The organism is Pseudomonas sp. LM13 (genome assembly GCF_041381355.1).
In the GTDB taxonomy this organism is placed as follows: domain Bacteria; phylum Pseudomonadota; class Gammaproteobacteria; order Pseudomonadales; family Pseudomonadaceae; genus Stutzerimonas; species Stutzerimonas frequens.
Window position 1 is genome coordinate 1 of the sequence record NZ_JACBXH010000020.1, and the last position, 21084, is coordinate 21084.

20 protein-coding genes are annotated in these 21084 nt (G+C 60.7%); 2 read left to right on the forward strand and 18 right to left on the reverse strand.

From position 1 onward, the window contains the following. A partial coding sequence (locus HZR81_RS13610; protein ID WP_500128431.1) for a hypothetical protein occupies positions 1–268 on the forward strand: 268 nt, incomplete at its 5' end. Positions 269–394: 126 nt separating this feature from the next. On the opposite strand, the gene HZR81_RS13615 is transcribed toward HZR81_RS13610, so the two are convergent. Together HZR81_RS13615 and HZR81_RS13620 are read right to left on the reverse strand one after the other, a co-directional pair. Then, positions 395–868: a DUF3859 domain-containing protein gene (locus tag HZR81_RS13615; protein WP_500128433.1), complete on the reverse strand. Its 474-nt coding sequence runs from the start codon at positions 866–868 to the stop codon at positions 395–397. A 66-nt stretch (positions 869–934) separates the two neighbouring features. Further along, positions 935–1939: an amidohydrolase family protein gene (locus HZR81_RS13620; RefSeq protein WP_133457298.1), complete on the reverse strand. Its 1005-nt coding sequence runs from the start codon at positions 1937–1939 to the stop codon at positions 935–937. Positions 1940–2157: 218 nt separating this feature from the next. On the opposite strand from HZR81_RS13620, the gene HZR81_RS13625 reads away from it, so the two are divergent. Then, entirely contained in the window at positions 2158–2592 is a 435-nt protein-coding gene (locus HZR81_RS13625; RefSeq protein WP_063543339.1) for an OsmC family protein, read from the forward strand. A 59-nt stretch (positions 2593–2651) separates the two neighbouring features. Here HZR81_RS13625 and htpG read toward each other — a convergent pair whose 3' ends face one another. From htpG to sdhC, 16 genes are all read right to left on the reverse strand, one after another. After that, the gene (htpG, locus tag HZR81_RS13630; protein ID WP_208218247.1) at positions 2652–4571 is read right to left on the reverse strand and encodes a molecular chaperone HtpG; all 1920 of its coding nucleotides are present in this window, start codon (positions 4569–4571) and stop codon (positions 2652–2654) included. Positions 4572–4690: 119 nt separating this feature from the next. Continuing rightward, the gene (locus HZR81_RS13635) at positions 4691–5929 is read right to left on the reverse strand and encodes an MFS transporter (RefSeq protein WP_500128437.1); all 1239 of its coding nucleotides are present in this window, start codon (positions 5927–5929) and stop codon (positions 4691–4693) included. A gap of 68 nt (positions 5930–5997) precedes the next feature. Then, on the reverse strand, positions 5998–6441 hold the full coding sequence (locus HZR81_RS13640) for a PaaI family thioesterase (RefSeq protein WP_063543343.1): 444 nt from the start codon (positions 6439–6441) through the stop codon (positions 5998–6000). Then, complete coding sequence (locus HZR81_RS13645; protein WP_102841278.1) at positions 6438–6899, reverse strand: PaaI family thioesterase; 462 nt, start codon at positions 6897–6899, stop codon at positions 6438–6440. Before HZR81_RS13645 ends, HZR81_RS13640 begins: the two co-directional genes overlap by 4 nt. 57 nt (positions 6900–6956) lie before the next feature. Then, the gene (locus tag HZR81_RS13650) at positions 6957–7682 is read right to left on the reverse strand and encodes a DUF599 domain-containing protein (protein WP_200599731.1); all 726 of its coding nucleotides are present in this window, start codon (positions 7680–7682) and stop codon (positions 6957–6959) included. A gap of 99 nt (positions 7683–7781) precedes the next feature. After that, positions 7782–9104, reverse strand: coding sequence for a branched-chain amino acid transport system II carrier protein (gene brnQ, locus HZR81_RS13655; RefSeq protein WP_152481206.1), 1323 nt, complete (start codon positions 9102–9104; stop codon positions 7782–7784). Next, positions 9101–9265: a hypothetical protein gene (locus HZR81_RS13660; protein ID WP_500128440.1), complete on the reverse strand. Its 165-nt coding sequence runs from the start codon at positions 9263–9265 to the stop codon at positions 9101–9103. Before HZR81_RS13660 ends, brnQ begins: the two co-directional genes overlap by 4 nt. 228 nt (positions 9266–9493) lie before the next feature. Next, on the reverse strand, positions 9494–10378 hold the full coding sequence (sucD, locus tag HZR81_RS13665; protein WP_063543351.1) for a succinate--CoA ligase subunit alpha: 885 nt from the start codon (positions 10376–10378) through the stop codon (positions 9494–9496). Beyond that, positions 10378–11544, reverse strand: a complete 1167-nt coding sequence (gene sucC / locus HZR81_RS13670) for an ADP-forming succinate--CoA ligase subunit beta (protein ID WP_003294782.1) — start codon at positions 11542–11544, stop codon at positions 10378–10380. Before sucC ends, sucD begins: the two co-directional genes overlap by 1 nt. Positions 11545–11737: 193 nt before the next feature. Further along, positions 11738–13174 carry a dihydrolipoyl dehydrogenase gene (lpdA, locus tag HZR81_RS13675; RefSeq protein WP_063543353.1) on the reverse strand — a complete coding sequence of 479 codons (1437 nt, stop codon included), beginning with the start codon at positions 13172–13174 and terminating at the stop codon, positions 11738–11740. A gap of 94 nt (positions 13175–13268) precedes the next feature. After that, positions 13269–14492, reverse strand: coding sequence for a 2-oxoglutarate dehydrogenase complex dihydrolipoyllysine-residue succinyltransferase (gene odhB, locus HZR81_RS13680; RefSeq protein WP_063543355.1), 1224 nt, complete (start codon positions 14490–14492; stop codon positions 13269–13271). Between the two features lie 71 nt (positions 14493–14563). After that, a complete protein-coding gene (locus tag HZR81_RS13685; RefSeq protein ID WP_063543357.1) occupies positions 14564–17395 on the reverse strand; it encodes a 2-oxoglutarate dehydrogenase E1 component in 2832 nt (943 codons plus the stop codon). A 292-nt stretch (positions 17396–17687) separates the two neighbouring features. After that, positions 17688–18392, reverse strand: coding sequence for a succinate dehydrogenase iron-sulfur subunit (locus HZR81_RS13690; RefSeq protein ID WP_013982597.1), 705 nt, complete (start codon positions 18390–18392; stop codon positions 17688–17690). A gap of 10 nt (positions 18393–18402) precedes the next feature. Next, complete coding sequence (gene sdhA / locus HZR81_RS13695) at positions 18403–20175, reverse strand: succinate dehydrogenase flavoprotein subunit (protein ID WP_013982596.1); 1773 nt, start codon at positions 20173–20175, stop codon at positions 18403–18405. Between the two features lie 3 nt (positions 20176–20178). Beyond that, positions 20179–20547, reverse strand: a complete 369-nt coding sequence (gene sdhD, locus HZR81_RS13700) for a succinate dehydrogenase, hydrophobic membrane anchor protein (protein ID WP_011913018.1) — start codon at positions 20545–20547, stop codon at positions 20179–20181. After that, positions 20541–20927 carry a succinate dehydrogenase, cytochrome b556 subunit gene (sdhC, locus tag HZR81_RS13705; RefSeq protein ID WP_181453309.1) on the reverse strand — a complete coding sequence of 129 codons (387 nt, stop codon included), beginning with the start codon at positions 20925–20927 and terminating at the stop codon, positions 20541–20543. Before sdhC ends, sdhD begins: the two co-directional genes overlap by 7 nt. Between the last annotated feature and the right edge of the window lie 157 nt (positions 20928–21084).

Below are 21084 nucleotides of genomic sequence, written 5' to 3' on the forward strand. Positions count from 1 at the left end.
GAAATATGTTTCCGGAACTGAGAATTCTTCTTCTTTAGCGCAGATCAGACCTGGAACTTCCGCACCACCTCGTTCAGCCCTATCGCCAACCGCGCCAGCTCCTGGCTTGCCGCGCTGGTCTGATTCGCCCTGCTTCTTCGCGCATGTTGGCCATCTGGTTCATTGCGAACAGACCGAGGAAAAGAACGAGCAGACCAATCAAGCCGAAACCCAGTGTTGGGCGCTTACCAATAGTGAGCGAGCGGATGGACATGTACCTTCTCCATGAAATGAAGCAACGCCGAGCGCGTGGCATGCTGCATCATCGAAAAGGCAAAACCGCCCACCCGAATCCTGCCGCCAATGAACCGGCCCGAGCGTCCTAATCGACTAACGGTCCGACTGCGATTAGCCACTACTGCTCGCGTACCGTGAAGCGTTGCTCGGCCAGCTTGCGATCTCCCTGGAACACCATCATCCGCCACTCGCCAGGCACTACTTCGTGGGGCTCGGTGAATTCGAATGCCATGACATCCTGCTCCACGTCAGGGACCAGCGCCTGAACCACTTCGAACTTGTCGTGCCGTTTGCCGTCAGGCGTCTGCACGCCTGGCGTCAGGTAGAGCAACGTCAACGGCGTATCAGCAGCCTGCTTGCCCACCAGGCGATAACGCAGGCCGAATTTGCTGCCGAGTTTCGCGGGGATCTCGGTGGTCTGGCGGATCGACTGATCGCGTCGTGTCAGAACGCGCTCCCCGGGCTGGAAATCCTCTTTCGTTGTTTCGAACAGACCATATTCCACTGGTCCCACCACCTGCACGTCGGCCTGCGCAAGCGGCGCACTCATTCCCAGCACGGCCGCGGCCAACGCCAAACGAACTAACGACATGTACCTGCTCCTTGATGGATTACGAAGCCGGCAGGTTATGACGCAACGATGACAGCAGCGTGACGATCAGCGCAGTTGCTGCTGCCGCTTGCGTGGCAACAGCGCAAGGAAGTTGTCTCGAGCGACGCCCTGCGCCACCGATTCAGGGAGTGCATCGAGGAACGGCTCGAATGCCTGCATACCCGAGGCCAAGCTGTCGAAACGTCCTACTACGTCCGAACCGATCACGAAGCGATCCGGATATTGCTCGACCAGCGCCACCCATTTGGGGTCGGGATTGCCCTGCTCGTCCAGCAGGTAAGGACGCAGCATCGTCCAGGATAGGTCGATGTAGAGATTGGAATAGTCGCCGAGCAGTCGGCTGACCGTATCGTACAGAAACTCCAGCTTCTCCTGATGCCGATGAAGCTCCATGCTGGTGCCAGCGTGGGCCCAGATGAAGCGGGTATGCGGGTGGTTGCGCAGCGGCTCCTCCAGCTCGGCGAGATAGAGCGGGTTGCGCTCGCGCTTGGAGGTGATGTTCGAATGCAGCAGCACCGGCAGATCGAACTCGGCCGCCAGATGGTAGACCCTCGTCAGCGCCTCATTGTTGGCCCGCGGTGTGTCGCCCTCGGTCAGGGCAGTTACGTCGTCGTGACGCGTGAATACCTCCCCCAACCCCTGCCAGAGACCCGGATGCAGCTCGAGCATCCGCCGAATATGGGCGTCGGCGTTCTTGTCATTGGGATTGAAGCCAGACAGAAAGGGATGGAAGCGCTTGCGCTGCTCCTCATCCAGCTCCTCAAGGGCTGCGGCGACCAGCACATCGGTAGCGCTGTACCAGTACACCGGCGCATCATCCCCAGCGTAGTAGCGCGGACGCTTGGGCTCGTTCTCGTGCCACTTCTTCGCTACCGGAATACCGCTGATCATGACGTGATCGATGCCGCCGGCGTCCATCGCCTTGAGCAGCTTTTGCATGCCGTCGGTCTCCTGGAAGAAATCCACGTAATGCAGGTGTGCGTCGCTGTAGCGGTAATCTCGCGCTTGAGCACAAGCCAGCGGCAAACAAAGAAAGAGAGCGAGCAACAGGGCGGGTCGTTTTTTTGGCAAGGCGTGGTCCTCCGGACAGGCAGCGAATAGACCGCCGCCAGGCTCGACCGTTCATCCGTTGCACAGCTCCAATACCCCCCACCGTATTTGACAAACATCAAGGCCGGCCAGCGCAAGGCGCCCTAGCATGCTTGGGACAGAAACGCGGCCACTGTGCCGCGTTTGATTGATCACCTAACTGAGCGAGGCATGTTTCCATGGCCCTGAAGACCATCAGCGCACGCGGACAATTGAATGCAGGTATGGCAATCGAGGTCGAGTGCGGCAACCACCGCCTGATCATGGATCAACCGAAGAACGCGGCTGGTCAGGACCTCGGCCCCACTCCACTGGAAGCCATCATGGCTGCGGTGGCGGGCTGTTTCGGCACCATCGGCCGGTTCATCGCTCATCAGCAGAAGATCGAACTACGCGGCATGCGCTTCGAGATCGAAGCGGACTACGACCCCGCCGGCCTGCTCGGCCGCGACCCGGACGTCCGCCCTGGCTTCCAGGAGCTGCGCGTCAAGGTCGAGATCGACGCCGATCTGGACCGGGAGGGCAAACAGGCGCTGCTGGAGCAGATCGAAAAGCGTTGTCCGGTCGCCGACAACCTCACCCATGGCACTCGCTTGGTCAGCGTATTGGTCTGAACGGAAGAAAATGAAAACGGCCCGTCGTTGACGGGCCGTTTTCATCTTGCAGCAGCGGCTCAGGCCGAAAGTTCGACCAGCAGCTTGTTCAGACGCTGCACATAGGCAGCCGGGTCCTTGAGGCTGTCTCCCGCCGCGAGTGCGGCCTGATCGAAGAGGATGTGTGAAAGATCGGCGAAGCGATCTTCGTCCGGCTCGGCGTCCAGCTTCTCGATCAGCGGATGCTGCGGATTGATCTCGAAGATCGGCTTGGACTCCGGCACCTTCTGCCCGCTCGCCTCAAGGATCTGACGCATCTGCAAGCCGAGATCCTGCTCACCGATGGCAAGAATGGCTGGCGAGTCGGTCAGGCGATGCGAGACTCGAACCTCGGCGACCTCGTCGCCCAGCGCGCCCTTGAGACGCTCGATCAGCCCTTCCTTGGCCTTGGCAATCTCTTCCTGGGCCTTCTTGTCCTCTTCCGAGTCCAGCTTGCCCAGATCCAGATCGCCTCGCGCCACGTCGACGAACTGCTTGCCGTCGAATTCGGTGAGATAGCTCATCAGCCACTCGTCGATGCGGTCGGTGAGCAGCAGGACTTCGATGCCCTTCTTGCGGAAGACCTCCAGGTGCGGGCTGTTCTTGACCTGTGCATGGCTCTCGCCGGTCAGGTAGTAGATCTTGTCCTGGCCTTCCTTCACCCGACCCAGATAATCGGCCAGCGATACCGACTGCTCGCCGGACGCATCGCTGGTGGAGGCGAAGCGCAGCAGGCCGGCGATCTTCTCCTTGTTGGCGAAATCTTCCGCAGGGCCTTCCTTCAGCACCTGGCCGAACTGCGACCAGAACTTCTTGTAGTCCTCCGGCTTGTCCTTCGCCAGCTTTTCCAGCATGTCCAGCACGCGCTTGGTCAGCGCCGACTTCATCGAGTCGATTACCGGATCCTTTTGCAGGATCTCGCGCGAAACGTTGAGCGACAGGTCATTGGAGTCCACCACACCCTTGATGAAACGCAGGTACAGCGGCAGGAACTCGTCCGCCTGATCCATGATGAACACGCGCTGAACGTAGAGCTTGAGGCCCTTGGGCGCTTCGCGATGGTACAGATCGAACGGCGCGCGACCCGGCACGTAGAGCAGCGAGGTGTACTCCAGCTTGCCCTCGACCTTGTTGTGGCTCCAGGACAGCGGGTTGTCGAAGTCGTGAGCGACGTGCTTGTAGAACTCCTGGTATTCCTCGTCCTTCACTTCGCTGCGCGGACGGGTCCAGAGGGCACTGGCACGGTTGACCGTTTCCCATTCGGTTTCCGCCGGCTTGTCCTTCTCCTCATCGCTCTCCAGAGAAGAAAGGGGTTCCTTCGGCAACTCGATGGGCAAGGCGATATGGTCGGAATACTTCTTGACGATATTGCGCAGGCGCCAGCCATCGGCGAACTCTTCTTCACCCTTCTTCAGGTGAAGGACGATGCGGGTGCCGCGCTCGGGCTTATCGACGGTGGCGACTTCGAACTCGCCCTCGCCCTTCGAAGACCAGTGCACACCTTCGCTCGCCGGAGTACCGGCGCGGCGGCTGTAAACGTCGACCTTGTCGGCGACGATGAATGCCGAATAGAAGCCCACACCGAACTGGCCGATCAGGTGCGAGTCCTTCTTCTGGTCGCCGGAGAGATTCTTCAGAAAATCCGCAGTGCCGGATTTGGCGATGGTGCCCAGATGCGCGATCACGTCCTCGCGGCTCATGCCAATGCCGTTGTCTTCGAGGGTGACGGTCTTGGCCTCCTTATCGAAGGAAAGCCGGATCTTCAGCTCGGCGCCACCTTCGAGCAGCTCCGGCTTGGCCAGTGCTTCGAAGCGCAGCTTGTCAGCAGCGTCGGAAGCGTTGGAAATCAGTTCGCGAAGGAAGATTTCCTTGTTCGAGTACAGCGAATGGATCATCAGATGAAGCAGCTGCTTCACTTCAGTCTGGAAGCCCAGGGTTTCTTTTTGAGTCTCCACACTCATCGTCTACGAACTCCACATCATCTCAATGGCTCGGACCGCGGCTGCGGCGATGTCAGGCAGATGGGGGCACGACGATGGATTTCAAGGGCGGGCGGCGCGTGTCTTGCGCCGCCCCTCGGTCATGGCTCGACCAGTTCGAGTTGTACGATCTCACCCGGTGCCAGGTTGTAGCTGGCCTCGCCGGGCCCGCGAATGACCCGCCGAATGATCAGCTTGCCTTCACTGTCCAGCCCCAGGAAGCGACCCTCGGCAACCCCGCCACGCTCGGTATGCGCGCGGACCAGCATCTGTTGGTAGCGAGCCGGATCGCGCAACAACCGTTCCAGTGAAAAACCCGGATGACGATCCTTGGCGGTGACAGGGATGGCCTGCACGGCGGCAGGGCTTTCATCGCGGGCAGCGGCCGGCGCGATCACGTCGGCAGTCAGGGCGGGATAATCGTCGCCCCTGACCTGCCAGCCCTGCGCATCCTTGATCAGATGTAGAGTAAAGCCCTGCGCCTCGCCCTTGACCGTAGCCTGCACACTTACCTCAAGCTCGTCGGCAGGCAGCGCCAACGTCGGCAGCGGTTGTATCGAGACATCGCGACTGGCGTGGCGACGCTGGAGGTAATCCTCGATGACAAAGGCCAGCGTATCCTGTGAATCGTACCGACGATCGACCTCGCCGTTGCGGTAGCGCAGCCGATTGGTGAACAGTTCGACGTTGCCGTTGAGGCTGGTCTGATAATGCGGGGGCAGGACCAGGTGGAAATCGCCACTCAGCTTGTTCGGTGCGACAGGTTCCAGATCGAGATGCAGGGTATAGCCACGGTCGAGACGGCGACTTTCGGGCAATTCCCGGTCGCGGCTGAGCCAGGCTATTTCGACTTCAGGTAACGGTCCGGCGTCGTCGGGCAGCACGTCGACGCGCAGGGCGCCATCAACCGGCTCGCGCAGCCGTACGATGACTTCCTGGCGGGCGAAAAAGCCCTGCCCTTCGCGCAGTGTCAGCACACCATTGATGAATTCGCCCTGTTGCGGCGCAAATGCCCGACCATTGAGTTGTCCTTTGATGTTCATGCTCAGCTCGGGCTGAACCTGTGTCGGCAGCCAGCGCAGGCTGAAGATCGCTGCCAGGCGGTCAGCATCGCGGCTGGCCAGCAGCGACAACCCGACCACCAACGGGATCACCCCGAGACAGGAAAGCACCACGGCCCGACGTGCAGCACGCCAATGACTGACCACGAACGCCAGCGTCAGTGGCGGCAGCAAGCTGCCAATCCCCCACAACAGGCTCGTCGCGAATGCCTGGCTGATCAGCCAGACGAAACCGGCGAACACCAGCAATAGGCCGCCGAGTATCAACAGTGCTTCCATTCGAGTTCCTTCAACGCAGTCGCGGAGTAACAGCGCATACCGCAGCGCTGCCTCCCCCGTCGGATGCGTCAGGGCTCGTCGATCTTGAAGTGGCAGCGGGCGGTGGCGATGGGCTCGGCCTGACGGGTCTGCCAGGCGGTGATCGCGACATTGGCGACCCTGCGGCCTTGGCGCCAGACCTGGCAGGCGGCGAAGGTGTCACGATAGTGACCGGCACGCAGATAATCTATCGAGAAGTCGATGATTTTGGGCAAATGTGGCGCCCCCATGAACATCAGCAGGTGCAGCATCGCTGCATGCTCCATGAAGCCTGCGATGACACCGCCATGGATGGCCGGTAGCGGGTTGCCGATGTTGCTCTCGTTCTGCGGCAGTCGAAAAACCATCTCGTCGCCCAGACGCAGGCACTCGATGCCGATCAGGCGAGCATAGGGCACCAACTGGATCAGCGAGTTGTAGTCATTGGTCGCGTGCGCTTTCTGAACCAGCTCGCTGAGGTTGAAATCGCTCATGCCTTCCCCTCCGAGCCAAACACACCCTGGGCGCCCTTGCCCATACGCATGAAGGTTCCCACCGCGTGGGCAATGGGCTCATTGATATCGCGCTGGTAGGCGATGCCCCGGGTGAAGATTACCGTCGGCGTAACGCGGTAGCATTCGGCGAAACCGAAGATGTCGTGCCCCGGCTCAGCCGGGTGCATGTAGTCGATGCGCAAATCGAGCGTCGGGCAGACCTCGAGTTCCGGCAGTGCGCAGGCGGTGGAAATCCCGCAGGTGGTGTCCATCAGCGTGGTGATCGCGCCGCCATGAACGACTCCGGTCTCCGGGTTGCCGATGATCTTTTCGCTGTAAGGCAGGCGCAAGGTGAGTCCGCGGCTGTCGGCATGCTCGACACGCAGGCCCAGAACCTGGCAGTGCCGCAGGACTGACAGAAAGCGCTGGGTGCGCTCGAGTATCTGGCTATCGCTCATTCGAATTCTCGACGGTTGAATCAGCCGCGAATGATACCGCCTCGCCCGCGCCGTGCCCTATTCCTTGGGCGCTTCGGCTGGCGAAGTTGGCGTGAACACCATGACTTCGAGCACGTCGGAGTGGAATTCCCGGCGATAGAGAATGAGCACCACGCCGGCCGTGACGAGCATGAAGAACCAGGGATGAACGAACCAGGCGAGCGTCGCCATGCCGAAGTAGTAGGCACGCAAGCCGAAGTTGAACTGGTTGGCGGCCATGGAAATGACCTGTGCCGCCCGATCGGCGAAAGCTCTTCGCTCCTGATCACTGACGTTGCGCTCCCCCACCATTGGCGCGGAGGCAACCAGCACGGCGGCGAAGTTGTACTGGCGCATGCACCAGCTGAACGTGAAGAACGCGTAGACGAAGACCACTGCAAGACATAGCAGCTTGATCTCCGACAGCCCGCGGCTGACCGGTTGCGCGAACGGCAGATCGGCGAGCAGCGAGACCGCGCGATCCGACGCACCCAATGCCGTCAGAATGCCCGCGAGGATGATCAGCGTACTGGACGCAAAGAAGGAGGCGTTGCGCTCGAGATTGCCGATGACATTGGCATCGGCAATGCGGTTGTCACGCATCAGCAGTCGCTGCATCCAGTCTTCCCGATACAGATGCAGCACGCTTGCCAGACAGGCTGTGTCCCGCGCCCGCCAGCTGGCATAACGGGTGTAACCGACCCAGCACAGGATGAACCACAGCACAGCGATCAGATGCGGCAGGTTTGGATCGGACAAGCTCATGGCACACCCTCGGAAACGTCGCGTGATTATAGCCAGCAGCGCTCCCGACGATAGCGCTGCAGCGCCGCCTGATCGGCCAGCGGCGTTGCAGCGCAACGCTTACTTCATGCCCGACTGCACACGCTCGGCACGACCCAGCAGCCGGTCGGTAACAATTGCCAGCACCAGCATCAGCAAGACCGGAACCAACCAGCCCATGCTCTGATCGGCCAACGGCAACTGGCTGAACAGAGGCGGAACCCAGTCGCCCAGCCCGGCCGCGGCGAGGCCATCGACCACACCGAAGACCAGCGTTACTGCCATCACCGGCACGAAGACCCGCGGCGCCGACAGCCAGAAGCGATCAAGCAGACTCAACGCCACCAGCACGATGGCGAGCGGATAAAGCCCAACCAGCACCGGGACCGACACACTAATCAACTGAGTCAGGCCTTGGTTGGCGACCAACAGGCTGAAGAGTGCAAAGACGATCACCACAGCGCGATAGGACACCGGCAGCAAGGCACTGAAGAACTCGCCACAGGCCGTGGTCAGGCCTACCGCAGTGGTCAGACAGGCCAATGTGATGACGACCGCAAGAAGCAGACTGCCCGGCGTGCCGAAGGTGTGCTGCACGTAGGTGGTGAGAATCTGTACGCCGTTCTCGGCGCCGGCGGCGATCCCCTGGCTCGTCGCGCCGAGGTAGAAGAGAGCCAGATACACCAGCGAAAGGCCGATGGCTGCAATCACGCCGGCGATCATCGAGTAACGGGTCACCAGGGCCGGCTCGGTCACGCCGCGGTCTCGGATGGCGGTGGCGATCACGATGCCGAACACCAGAGCACCGAGGGTATCCATGGTCAGATAGCCCTCGAGGAACCCTTTGATCAGCGGTGACGCCCGATACCCCTCGGTCGCGGCGCCCACCTCACCCGCTGGAGCGAAGATCGCAGCGCCGCCCAGCACCAGCAACGCCGACAGCAATACGGGGGTGATGAATTTGCCGATGCGATTGACCAGCTGCCCCGGGTTCAGCACCAGGAACAGCATCGCCGCGAAGAAGACCAGCGTATAGAGAAACAGCGGCATGCCCGAGTTACCGCTGAACGGTGCGATACCCATCTCGAACGAAACGACAGCCGTACGCGGTGTGGCGAACAGCGGTCCGATTGCCAAATAGACCGCCACCGCGAGAACGGTGCCTGCGACATTGCCGAGCGGCGCAGTCAGGCGGTCCATGCCACCGCCGACGCGGGCCAGCGCGACAACCGTCAACAGCGGCAGGCCGACCCCGGTCAGCAGGAAGCCAAGCGCCGCCTGCCAGATGAACGCACCTGCAGCCATGCCGGCGCTGGGGGGGAAGATGATATTGCCGGCGCCCAGGAACAGCGCAAACGTCATGAAGCCAAGTGCCAGCAGGTCAAAACCTTTCAAACGATTCATGCGGGAAAAACTACCAGAAGATGACGGCAACCAATGAACGCGGCGCAGCTCACGAGCGCGACGGAACGACGATTCATATTGGCCTGAATGATGGAGTGCGGGTTTCCTTCAGGGATAAGGGGAAACATCATCCAGCCGTTTGGGCCGGATTCTTCTTGCACGCTGTCGCTCTTGTGAAACGAACAAACGTATGAATGAGCGGCAATGATGCCACGATGCGCCGATGAATGCTGACCGGAACGTCAGCATCGGCCGCGAAAAATTGTCGCTCGGCCTGCGCGAAGGAACGCCAATCGCGCGGACAGATGGAACTCGTTGCGCCGCGGCGGCGCAACGAGGTACGTCTCGAAACCAAGCGCCCGGCGATTGCCCGGGCGCTTGGAGTCCGGTCAGGCTTTCATCGCCCAACCGGTCACTTCTGCCAGTGCTTTGCCAATGTCGGCCAGAGAGCGTACGGTCTTCACGCCAGCGTCCTGCAGGGCAGCGAACTTCTCTTCCGCAGTTCCCTTGCCGCCAGAGATGATCGCCCCCGCATGTCCCATGCGCTTGCCAGCCGGAGCGGTGACACCGGCGATGTAGGACACCACCGGCTTGGTCACGTTGGCCTTGATGAAGGCGGCAGCCTCCTCTTCGGCCGAACCGCCGATCTCGCCGATCATGACGATGGCTTCGGTCTGCGGATCGTCCTGGAACAGCTTGAGGATATCGATGAAGGTCGACCCTGGGATCGGGTCGCCGCCGATGCCAACGCAGGTCGACTGGCCGAAACCGGCATCGGTGGTTTGCTTCACGGCTTCGTACGTCAGCGTGCCGGAACGCGAGACGATGCCCACCTTGCCCGGCTGGTGGATGTGGCCCGGCTGAATGCCGATCTTGCACTCACCCGGGGTGATCACGCCGGGGCAGTTCGGCCCGATCAGCCGCACGCCAAGCTCGTCGCACTTGATCTTCACTTCGAGCATGTCCAGCGTCGGAATGCCTTCGGTGATGCAGACGATCAGCTTGATGCCACCAAATGCCGCTTCGAGGATGGAGTCCTTGCAGAACGGGGCCGGTACGTAAATCACAGATGCATCGGCGCCGGTGGCCTCCACGGCCTCCTTGACGGTGTTGAACACCGGCAGCCCCAAGTGCATCGTGCCACCCTTGCCGGGCGTGACGCCACCGACCATCTTGGTGCCGTAAGCAATCGCCTGCTCGGAGTGGAATGTGCCCTGCGATCCGGTGAAGCCCTGGCAGATGACCTTGGTGTCCTTGTTGATCAATACGCTCATTACTTGCCCTCCGCGGCTTTGACAACCTGAATGGCCGCATCGGTCAGGCTGCTCGCGCCGATGATGTTCAGACCGCTCTCGCTCAGCATCTTGGCGCCCAAGTCGGCGTTGTTGCCTTCCAGACGAACCACAACAGGCACCTTGACGCCCACCTCACGCACGGCACCGATGATGCCCTCGGCGATCATGTCGCAACGTACGATGCCGCCGAAGATGTTCACCAGAACGGCAGCGACATTGCTGTCGGAGAGAATGATCTTGAACGCTTCGGTCACCCGCTCCTCGGTGGCGCCACCGCCCACGTCGAGGAAGTTCGCCGGTGCACCGCCATGCAGGTTGACGATGTCCATGGTGCCCATCGCCAGGCCGGCACCGTTGACCATGCAACCGATGTTGCCGTCGAGCGCCACGTAGTTCAGTTCCCACTTGGCGGCATGCGCCTCGCGCGGATCGTCCTGCGATGGATCGGCCATGTCGCGCAGCTTCGGCTGGCGATAGATGGCGTTGCTGTCGATGTTGATCTTGGCGTCCAGGCAGTGCAGGTTGCCGTCTTTCTTGATCACCAGCGGATTCACTTCGAGCAGTGCCAGGTCGTAGTCCTGGAACAGCTGGGCAAGACCGACGAAGATGTGCACGAACTGCTTGACCTGGTCACCCTTGAGGCCCAGCTGGAACGCCAGTTCGCGCGCCTGGAACGGCTGCGCGCCGACCAGCGGATCGATGGTTGCCTTGAGGATTTTCTCGGGTGTGTCGTGAGCGACTTTCTCGATGTCCACGCCGCCTTCGGTGGAGGCCATAAAGACGATCCTGCGACTGGCACGATCGACCACGGCGCCCAGATAGAGCTCCTTGTCGATATCGGTGCACGCCTCGACCAGAATCTTGCTGACCGGCTGACCATTGGCATCGGTCTGGTAGGTCACCAGACGCTTGTCGAGCCACTGCTGGGCGAACGCCCGGGCCTCATCCTTGCTGCGAACCAGCTTTACGCCACCCGCCTTGCCACGTCCACCGGCATGCACTTGGGCCTTGACCACCCATTGTGTGCCGCCGATCTTGTCGCAGGCTTCCGCTGCTTCCTTCGGGCTATCTACCGCATAGCCTTTGGACACGGGCAGACCGTATTCAGCGAACAGTTGTTTACCTTGGTACTCGTGAAGATTCATGCTTTCTACCGTCTGTTTTGGTATTGGCGCATTTACGGCACGACGAACCGCCGTGCCTCCCTCACAAGTCGCTGAAAACTATCTGCGAATTCACGATACCTCTCAGCGACCTGCAATCCTTTCGAACCTGCAGTTTGCAAAAGGCCCGGCGTATCGCTGGATACGTCGGGCCCCGGGTACAGCACTAAACCGATTAGCGCTTCTTGCGATTGGCGATGTGGATGGCGTGGCCATTCACTGCCAGGGCCGCTTCATGCAGCGCTTCGGACATGGTCGGATGCGAGAACACCATCATGCCCAGGTCTTCGGCACTGGTGCCGAACTCCATGCCGATGGCGCCCTGCTGAACCAGCTCGGCGGCGCTTGGGCCCATCACATGCACGCCCAACACGCGGTCGGTCTTGGCATCGGCGATGACCTTGACCAGGCCGGCGGTGTCGTTGGCAGCCATGGCACGGCCACTGGCGGCGAACGGGAAGGTACCGACGTTGACTTCAACGCCTTCGGCCTTCAGTGCCTGCTCGGACTTACCGACCCATGCGATTTCCGGGTGAGTGTAGATGACCGACGGAATCAGGTCATAGTTCATCTGGGTCTTGTGGCCAGCGATACGCTCGGCAACCATCACGCCCTCTTCCGAGGCCTTGTGGGCCAGCATGGCGCCGCGAACCACGTCACCGATGGCGTATACGCCCGGAACGCTGGTAGCGCACTGGTCGTCGACGAAGATGAAGCCACGCTCATCCATGTCGACGCCGGCATCGGCAGCCAGAAGATCGGTGGTGACCGGACGACGGCCGACCGCAACGATCAGCTTGTCGAAGGTCATCTGCTGCTCGCCTTCGGCACTGGTGAAGTTGACAGTCACCTGATCGCCCTTCACTTCCGAGCCAGTCAGGCGCGCGCCCAGCAGAATCTTCAGACCCTGCTTGGACAGGACCTTGAACGCTTCCTTGGAGATCTGCTCGTCAGCGGCCGGCAGGAACTTGTCCATGGCCTCGATGACGGTGACCTCAGCGCCCAGGCGGGCCCAGACCGAACCCAGCTCCAGACCGATCACACCGGCGCCGATGACGCCCAGCTTGCCCGGCACGCTCTGGAAATCCAGTGCGCCGGTGGAGTCGACGATGACCTTCTGATCAACCGGCGCCGGCGGGATGTTCACCGGGGTGGAACCCGAAGCCAGGATGACGTTCTCGGCAGCGAGAGTCTGTACGTTGCCGTCCAGGCCGGTAACTTCGACCTGCTTGCCGGCCAGCAGCTTGCCATGACCTTCGAAAACGGTCACGCCGTTGGCTTTCAGCAGGGCCGATACACCACCGGTGAGGTTCTTAACGATCTGGTCCTTGCGCGCGACCATGGTCGGAACGTCCATGGCCACTTCGCCAGTGCTGATGCCGTGCACCTTGAAGCTCTCGTGGGCTTCATGGAACTTGTAGGAGCTGTCCAGCAGAGCCTTGGAAGGAATGCAGCCTACGTTCAGGCAGGTACCGCCCAGAGCGGTCTTGCCATCCTTGCCCTGGTACTTTTCGATACACGCGGTCTTCAGACCCAGCTGGGCTGCACGAATGGCGGCCACATAGCCGCCAGGGCCGGCACCGATGACGACGACGTCGAATTTCTGGCTCATTACGAATCCTCTTAAAAGCAGCTAAAAGCCAAAGGCTGCAGGCAGCAGGGACGGCTTTCGCCAGACCCGCCAACTGCAGCCTGGGGCGTTTCTATCAGATATCCAGCAGCAGACGGGCCGGGTCTTCCAGCAGGTCCTTCATGGTAACCAGGAAGGTCACTGCTTCCTTGCCGTCGATCAAGCGGTGGTCATAGGACAGCGCCAGGTACATCATCGGCAGGATGACCACTTGACCATTAACGGCCATCGGACGTTCCTGGATCTTGTGCATGCCAAGGATAGCGGTCTGCGGCGGGTTGACGATCGGGGTCGACAGCAGCGAACCGAACACACCACCGTTGGAGATGGTGAAGGTGCCGCCGGTCATCTCTTCGATGGTCAGTTTGCCGGCCTTGGCCTTCTTGCCGAAGTTGTTGATGCCGCCCTCGATCTCGGCCAGGCTCATGTGCTCGGCGTTGCGCAGCACCGGAACCACCAGACCGCGGTCGCTGGAGACGGCGACGCCGATGTCCTGATAACCGTGGTAGACAATGTCGTTACCGTCGATGGAGGCATTGACGCCCGGCTGGCGCTTGAGTGCTTCGACTGCGGCCTTGACGAAGAAGGACATGAAGCCCAGACGCACGCCGTTGTGGGTCTTCTCGAAGAGGTCCTTGTACTTGGCGCGCAGCTCCATGATCGGCTTCATGTTGACTTCGTTGAACGTCGTCAGCATGGCCATGGACGACTGGGCTTCGACCAGGCGCTCGGCGACCTTGGCCCGCAGGCGGGTCATCGGCACGCGCTTCTCGACACGATCACCCTCGGCGAAGATCGGCGCGGCAGCAGCCGGAGCAGCAGGCTTGGCAGCAGCAGCCGGGGCGGACTTCTTGACCTCGACGGCGGCGACGACGTCTTCCTTGGTCACACGACCGTCCTTGCCAGTGCCGCGGATGCTGTTCGGGTCAATGCCATTCTCTTCGGCCAGCTTACGGGCAGCAGGGGCGAGAATCGGCTCTTCGCCACTGGCGCTGGCGGCAGGGGCCGGAGCGGCAGCCGGAGCGGGGGCGGCAGCCGGGGCAGGTGCAGCGGCCGCAGTGGCGCCCGCCTCCAGCTTGCCGAGCAGCTCGCCGCTGAGCACGGTATCGCCTTCGTTCTTGACGATCTCGGTCAGCACGCCGTCAGCTTCGGCCAGTACTTCCATGACCACCTTGTCGGTTTCGATGTCGACGATCAGCTCATCACGCTTAACCGCGTCGCCCGGCTGCTTGTGCCAGGTGGCAACGGTGCCGTCGGCGACCGATTCCGGGAATGTGGGGGCTTTGATCTCGATAGCCATTATTCAGGGGTCCTATTGATTCGGTTTCTACATCGAGGCCGCGAACGCTCGCGGCCTCTCGCACGAATGGGTTAAACGGTGAAGGCGTCCTGCAGCAGTTTTTCCTGCTGCTCGGCATGCATCGAGGCGTACCCGACCGCAGGCGCCGCAGAAGCATCACGACCCGCGTACTGAAGGAACAGTTCCTTCTTGTGCGCTGTCGCCACACGACGCATATGGTGCTGGCTGCAGTACCAGGCGCCCTGGTTCATCGGCTCTTCCTGACACCAGATGATGTGCTTGAGGTTCTGGTAGGGCGCAAGCGCTTCGGCCAGATCCTCTTCCGGGAACGGGTAGAGCTGTTCGATACGGACGATCGCGATGTCTTCGCGGCCTTCCGCCCGGCGCTTGTCCAGCAGGTCATAGTAGACCTTGCCGCTACACATGATGACGCGCTCGACCTTGGCCGGATCGATTGGATCGATCTCCGGAATCACGGTCTGGAACGAGCCCTGAGTCAGCTCCTCCAGAGTCGATATGGCCTGTTTGTGGCGCAGCAGCGACTTGGGCGTCAGTGCTACCAGCGGCTTGCGCAGCGGGCGAATCGCCTGGCGACGCAGCATGTGGTAGACCTGCGCCGGAGTCGTCGGTACGCAGACCTGGATGTTGTGCTCGGCGCACAACTGCAGGTAGCGCTCCAGACGCGCGGAGGAGTGTTCAGGCCCCTGCCCTTCATAGCCGTGCGGCAGCAGCATGGTCAAACCGCACAGGCGGCCCCACTTGTGCTCCCCGCTGGTGATGAACTGGTCGATCACGACCTGGGCACCGTTGGCGAAATCACCGAACTGCGCTTCCCAGACCACCAGCGCATTCGGCGTAGTGGTGGCGTAGCCGTATTCGAACGCGAGAACCGCTTCCTCGGAAAGGAAGGAGTCGTACAGATCGAAACGTGGCTGGCCTTCGTACAGGTGCTGCAGCGGGATATAGGTGCTGCCATCCTTCTGGTTGTGCAGCGCTGCGTGACGATGCGAGAAGGTACCGCGACCGACGTCCTGACCTGAGATACGCACCGGATGGCCTTCGAACAGCAGCGTCGCGTAAGCCATGGTCTCGGCATAGCCCCAGTTGATGGCCAGCGCGCCGGCGCCCATCTTCTGGCGATCTTCGAGGATCTTCGAAACCTGGCGCTGCACCACGAAGCCTTCAGGCGTTTGCAGCAGCTTGTTGGACAGATCCTGCAGGGTCTTCAGGTCGAAGCTGGTGTCGTGACGCGCAGTCCAGGCATGCCCCAGATACGGGCGCCAGTCGACGAACAGTTCCTTGTTCGGCTCCTTGACCAGGCTCTTGACCACATGCAGACCGTTGTCCAGCGCAGTCCGATATTCGTCGACTTTTGCCTGGACGCGCTCATCATCGAGCACCTTGGTCTGGATCAGCGAATCGGCGTACAGCTCACGGGTGGTGCGCTGCTTGGCGATCTTCTGGTACATCAGCGGCTGGGTACCGCTTGGTTCGTCCGCTTCGTTGTGGCCACGACGACGGTAGCAGATCAGATCGATGACGATGTCACGCTTGAACTGCATGCGATAGTCGACGGCAAGCTGGGTGACGAACAGCACTGCCTCGGGATCGTCTGCGTTCACGTGGAAGATCGGCGCCTGGATCATCTTCGCCACGTCGGTCGCGTACTCGGTGGAACGAGCATCTTCCTGCTTGTTGGTGGTGAAGCCGACCTGGTTGTTGACCACGATGCGGATGGTGCCACCGGTGCGGTAGGCACGGGTCTGCGACATCTGGAAGGTTTCCATCACCACACCCTGACCGGCGACGGCGGCGTCACCGTGGATGGTGACCGGCAGAACCTTGTCGCCAACCGGGTCGTTGCGGCGGTCCTGACGAGCGCGTACCGAACCCTCGACCACCGGAGAGACGATCTCCAGGTGCGACGGGTTGAACGCCATGGCGAGGTGGATCTCACCACCTGGGGTCATCACGTTGGACGAGAAGCCCTGGTGATACTTGACGTCACCGGAGCTCAGGCCTTCGACCTTCTTGCCTTCGAACTCGTCGAACAGGTCGCGCGGATTCTTGCCAAAGGTGTTGACCAGTACGTTCAGACGACCACGGTGGGCCATGCCGATGACGATTTCCTTGGTGCCGTAGGAGCCGGAGCGCTGGATGATCTCATCGAGCAGCGGGATCAGACTCTCGCCACCTTCCAGACCGAAGCGCTTGGTGCCCGGATATTTGGTACCCAGATACTTTTCCAGACCTTCGGCAGCGGTGAGGCGCTCGAGCAGGTGGCTCTTGATCTCCGGCGAAAACTCCGGACGGCCACGCACGCTTTCCAAGCGCTGGACGAACCAGCTGCGCTGCTCGGAATCGACGATGTGCATGTATTCCGCGCCAATGGTGCGGCAATAGGTTTCTTGCAGAGCCTTGACGATTTCGCGCAGAGTGGCCTGGCCGTTGACCATGGCCAGGTCGCCGGTGCGGAATACGGTATCGAGATCGGCGTCGGTCAGACCGTAGTTGTTGATCGCCAGGTCAGCGGGGGCGGTGCGCTGCTGCAGGCCAAGCGGATCGAGCTGTGCTGCCTGATGGCCGCGCACTCGGTAGGCTTGGATCAGGCGCAGGACTTCGATCTGCTTCTTCTCATGCTCGCTGCTGACAGCACCTGCGGAGACAGGCTGAGCACGGCGCTGGTTCTTGGCCAGCAGAACGAAGTGGTCGCGGATCGTCGAATGCGATACATCGGCTGAAGCGCTGCCACCGGAGGGCAACTTCTGGAAGTAAGTGCGCCACTCTTCGGGCACAGCGTTGGGATCGTGCAGGTAGAGCTCATAAAGCTCTTCCACATAGGCAGCGTTACCACCGGATAGGTGGGCACTGTCCCACATGCGCTGCATTACGCTTTCTTGCATGTCTGGTCACCTTCGATAAGGAGACACCACCAGCGTGGAAACCGCAGCATGACTTCCCAAGTTCTGAAGCAGCGACTCAGGTAAAGCCACTACGGACCGCGCAGATAGTTCCCGGGCACAACCCGGATGCTCCTGCTGGTCATCAAATTTTCAGAGTGAAATCCCGGCTTTGTGAGCTGGGATTCCTACTAAAACTACGGCGCCGAGCTTCGACTTCGGCGCCGCAGGTGTCACGGGTAAAGCAATCCGGCCGTTCCAGGCTAGCGCATAACCTTTCCCGACCGGGGTGTCATCAAGTACCGCTCTGCAGCAGCATGTTGCGTATGTGACCGATTGCCTTGGTAGGGTTCAATCCCTTCGGACAAACGTCGACGCAGTTCATGATACCGCGGCAGCGGAACACACTGAACGGATCGTCCAGACCGGCCAGACGATTCTCGGTTTCGGTATCGCGGCTGTCGGCCAGAAAACGGTAGGCCTGCAGCGACGCAGCCGGACCGAGGAACTTGTCAGGGTTCCACCAGAACGACGGGCAGCTGGTCGAGCAACAAGCGCACAGAATGCACTCGTACAGACCGTCCAGCTTCTCGCGATCTTCCGGACTTTGCAGTCGTTCGATAGCCGGCGGCGGCGTATCGTTCATCAGATACGGACGCACTTTCTCGTACTGCTTGTAGAAGATGCTCATATCGACGACCAAGTCACGAATGACCGGCAGACCTGGAAGCGGACGGATGACCAGCTTGTTGCCCTTGACCACGGAGGACAGCGGGGTGATGCAAGCCAGACCGTTCTTGCCATTGATATTCATCCCGTCGGAACCGCACACGCCTTCGCGGCAGGAGCGACGATAGGAGAAACCCTGGTCCTGTTCCTTGATCAGAGCCAAGACGTCCAGAACCATCAGGTCTTTACCTTCGGTATTGACCTGGAAGTCCTGCATGAACGGCTTTTCGTCCTGATCGGGGTTGTAGCGATAAACACTCACTTGCAACATATCGGCGACCTCAATAAGTCCGAACCTTGGGCTCGAATGCCGGAACGGTCTTCGGAGCGAAGTTCACGGCACGCTTGGCAACGCGCTTGTCACCCGGGAAGTACAGGGTGTGGCACAGCCAATTCTCGTCATCACGCTCTTCGAAATCTTCGCGAGCATGGGCGCCACGGGATTCCTTGCGGTGCTCCGCGGCAATTGCAGTAGCCTCGGCGACCTCCAGAAGGTTCTGCAACTCAAGCGCCTCGATGCGCGCAGTGTTGAACGCCTGGCTCTTGTCCGAGATCTTGACGTTGGCGATACGCTGACGCAGATCTACCAGCTGAGCGATACCCTTCTGCATGTATTCGCCAGTACGGAATACACCGAAGTAATTCTGCATGCAGCTCTGCAGCTCCTTACGCAGCGGAGCAACGTCTTCGCCAGTGCTGCGCTCGTTGATACCAGCCAGACGACCCAGCGCAACATCCAGATCGGTTTCGCTGGCACCGCGGTGCTCAATACCTTCCTTCAGTGCTTTCTCCAGGTGCAGACCGGCAGCGCGGCCGAACACAACGAGGTCAAGCAGCGAGTTACCGCCCAGACGATTGGCGCCATGTACGGATACGCAGGCCACTTCGCCCACAGCGAACAGACCGTCGATGATCTTGTCGTTGCCGTTGGCGTCCTGAGTAATCGCCTGACCATGGATGTTGGTGGCGATACCACCCATCATGTAGTGGCAGGTCGGAACAACCGGCACCGGTGCGACGACCGGATCGACGTGAGCGAAGGTCTTCGACAGCTCGCAGATACCAGGCAAACGGCTGTGCAGCACTTCTTCGCCCAGGTGATCCAGCTTCAACATCACGTGGTCGCCATCCGGACCACAACCGTTGCCCGCCAGGATTTCCTTGACCATCGAACGTGCAACGACGTCGCGACCAGCCAGGTCCTTCGCGTTCGGCGCGTAACGCTCCATGAAGCGCTCGCCATGCTTGTTGATCAGGTAGCCACCTTCACCGCGGCAACCCTCGGTTACCAGCACACCAGCACCAGCGATACCGGTCGGGTGGAACTGCCACATCTCGATGTCCTGCACCGGCACACCAGCGCGCAGCGCCATGCCGACACCGTCACCGGTGTTGATCAGGGCGTTGGTGGTCGATGCGTAGATGCGACCAGCGCCGCCAGTGGCGAGCACGGTAGCCTTGGAGCGGATGTAGACGGTTTCGCCGGTTTCGATGCAGATGGCGATGACACCCACGACTGCGCCGTCCTGGTTCTTCACCAGATCGACCGCGTACCACTCGTTGAGGAAAACGGTGTCGTTCTTCAGGTTGCCCTGATAAAGCGTGTGCAGCAGCGCATGACCGGTACGGTCTGCAGCGGCACAGGTACGAGCGGCCTGGCCACCCTTACCGAAGTCCTTGGACTGCCCACCGAACGGGCGCTGATAGATGCGACCCTGCTCGGTACGGGAGAACGGCAGCCCCATGTGCTCGAGCTCGAACACCGCTTCAGGGCCTACGGAACACATGTACTCGATAGCGTCCTGGTCACCGATGTAGTCGGAACCCTTGACGGTATCGTACATGTGCCAGCGCCAGTCATCGTTCGGGTCGGCCGAAGCGATGGCGCAGGTAATGCCACCCTGCGCGGAAACGGTGTGCGAACGAGTCGGGAAAACCTTGGTGACCACAGCAGTCTTGTGACCAGACTGGGACAGCTGCAGCGCCGCGCGCATACCGGCGCCACCGCCACCGACGATGATGGCGTCAAAAGAAAGCGTACGAATGTTAGCCATGAATCAGATACCCCAAAGAATCTGCACGCCCCAGACGAAGAAGGTGAACATGGCAATGCCACACACCGCCTGGAACAGGAAACGAACGCCGGTAGCCCACTTACCGATCGCCATATTGGTCAGGTAGTCGGTGGAGATCGTCCACATGCCTACCCACGCGTGCACACTCAGGGCGACCAGAGCCAGCAGACTGAAGATGCGCATCCAGTTGGCCGAGAACAGCGCGTGCCACTGGGTGTACTCCAGTCCCGGGTTCGCAATCAGGTACCCAAGCAGGAACAGAAAATAAGCCGCAAGAACCACTGCAGAAACGCGCTGCGCCATCCAGTCGTACAGACCCGAGCGCGAAAAGTTGGTGACATTGGTTACCATATCCACACTCCCGCCAGAACGATCAGCACCGCCGATACGGCGATTACGATTTTCGAGCCCAGCTTGCCGCCTTCCAGCGTCTCACCATGGCCAGAATCCATGATCAGGTGACGAACACCCGCCACAAGGTGGTACAGCAGTGCGGACAGCAACGCCCAGCTCACCAGCTTTGCCAGAGGGCTACCCAGGTACGCGCGGACCTCCTCGAAGCCTTCCGGAGAAGACAGCGAGGTATCGAGCGCGAGCAGCAGCAAGGCGATACCGACGAACAGGATGACACCGGATACACGGTGGAGAATCGACGTGTAAGCAGTGATGGGGAGTTTTATTGTCCTAAGATCTAGGTTTACAGGTCGTTGGCTTTTCACGGCTTTTTTCACACTTGAGAGCCCCAGAGCGCAGGGCAAAGTTGTTGGGAAGAGTACGCAGCAGTACCCGCTACCCACGAGTGACAACCTACAGAATACTGCCTGTAAGGCCCCTGCCGGTCGGTGTCCGAGTATAAACAGTTAGGTCACTAATGACAATGTGGTGAAG

Bases quoted from the DNA above. Each gene is read 5' to 3' on its own strand.
- HZR81_RS13615 (WP_500128433.1), bottom strand. From the start codon at position 868: ATGTCGTTAGTTCGTTTGGCGTTGGCCGCGGCCGTGCTGGGAATGAGT.
- HZR81_RS13625 (WP_063543339.1), top strand. From the start codon at position 2,158: ATGGCCCTGAAGACCATCAGCGCACGCGGACAATTGAATGCAGGTATG.
- htpG (WP_208218247.1), bottom strand. From the start codon at position 4,571: ATGAGTGTGGAGACTCAAAAAGAAACCCTGGGCTTCCAGACTGAAGTG.
- HZR81_RS13635 (WP_500128437.1), bottom strand. From the start codon at position 5,929: ATGGAAGCACTGTTGATACTCGGCGGCCTATTGCTGGTGTTCGCCGGT.
- HZR81_RS13640 (WP_063543343.1), bottom strand. From the start codon at position 6,441: ATGAGCGATTTCAACCTCAGCGAGCTGGTTCAGAAAGCGCACGCGACC.
- HZR81_RS13645 (WP_102841278.1), bottom strand. From the start codon at position 6,899: ATGAGCGATAGCCAGATACTCGAGCGCACCCAGCGCTTTCTGTCAGTC.
- HZR81_RS13650 (WP_200599731.1), bottom strand. From the start codon at position 7,682: ATGAGCTTGTCCGATCCAAACCTGCCGCATCTGATCGCTGTGCTGTGG.
- brnQ (WP_152481206.1), bottom strand. From the start codon at position 9,104: ATGAATCGTTTGAAAGGTTTTGACCTGCTGGCACTTGGCTTCATGACG.
- sucD (WP_063543351.1), bottom strand. From the start codon at position 10,378: ATGAGCGTATTGATCAACAAGGACACCAAGGTCATCTGCCAGGGCTTC.
- sucC (WP_003294782.1), bottom strand. From the start codon at position 11,544: ATGAATCTTCACGAGTACCAAGGTAAACAACTGTTCGCTGAATACGGT.
- lpdA (WP_063543353.1), bottom strand. From the start codon at position 13,174: ATGAGCCAGAAATTCGACGTCGTCGTCATCGGTGCCGGCCCTGGCGGC.
- odhB (WP_063543355.1), bottom strand. From the start codon at position 14,492: ATGGCTATCGAGATCAAAGCCCCCACATTCCCGGAATCGGTCGCCGAC.
- HZR81_RS13685 (WP_063543357.1), bottom strand. From the start codon at position 17,395: ATGCAAGAAAGCGTAATGCAGCGCATGTGGGACAGTGCCCACCTATCC.
- HZR81_RS13690 (WP_013982597.1), bottom strand. From the start codon at position 18,392: ATGTTGCAAGTGAGTGTTTATCGCTACAACCCCGATCAGGACGAAAAG.
- sdhA (WP_013982596.1), bottom strand. From the start codon at position 20,175: ATGGCTAACATTCGTACGCTTTCTTTTGACGCCATCATCGTCGGTGGC.
- sdhD (WP_011913018.1), bottom strand. From the start codon at position 20,547: ATGGTAACCAATGTCACCAACTTTTCGCGCTCGGGTCTGTACGACTGG.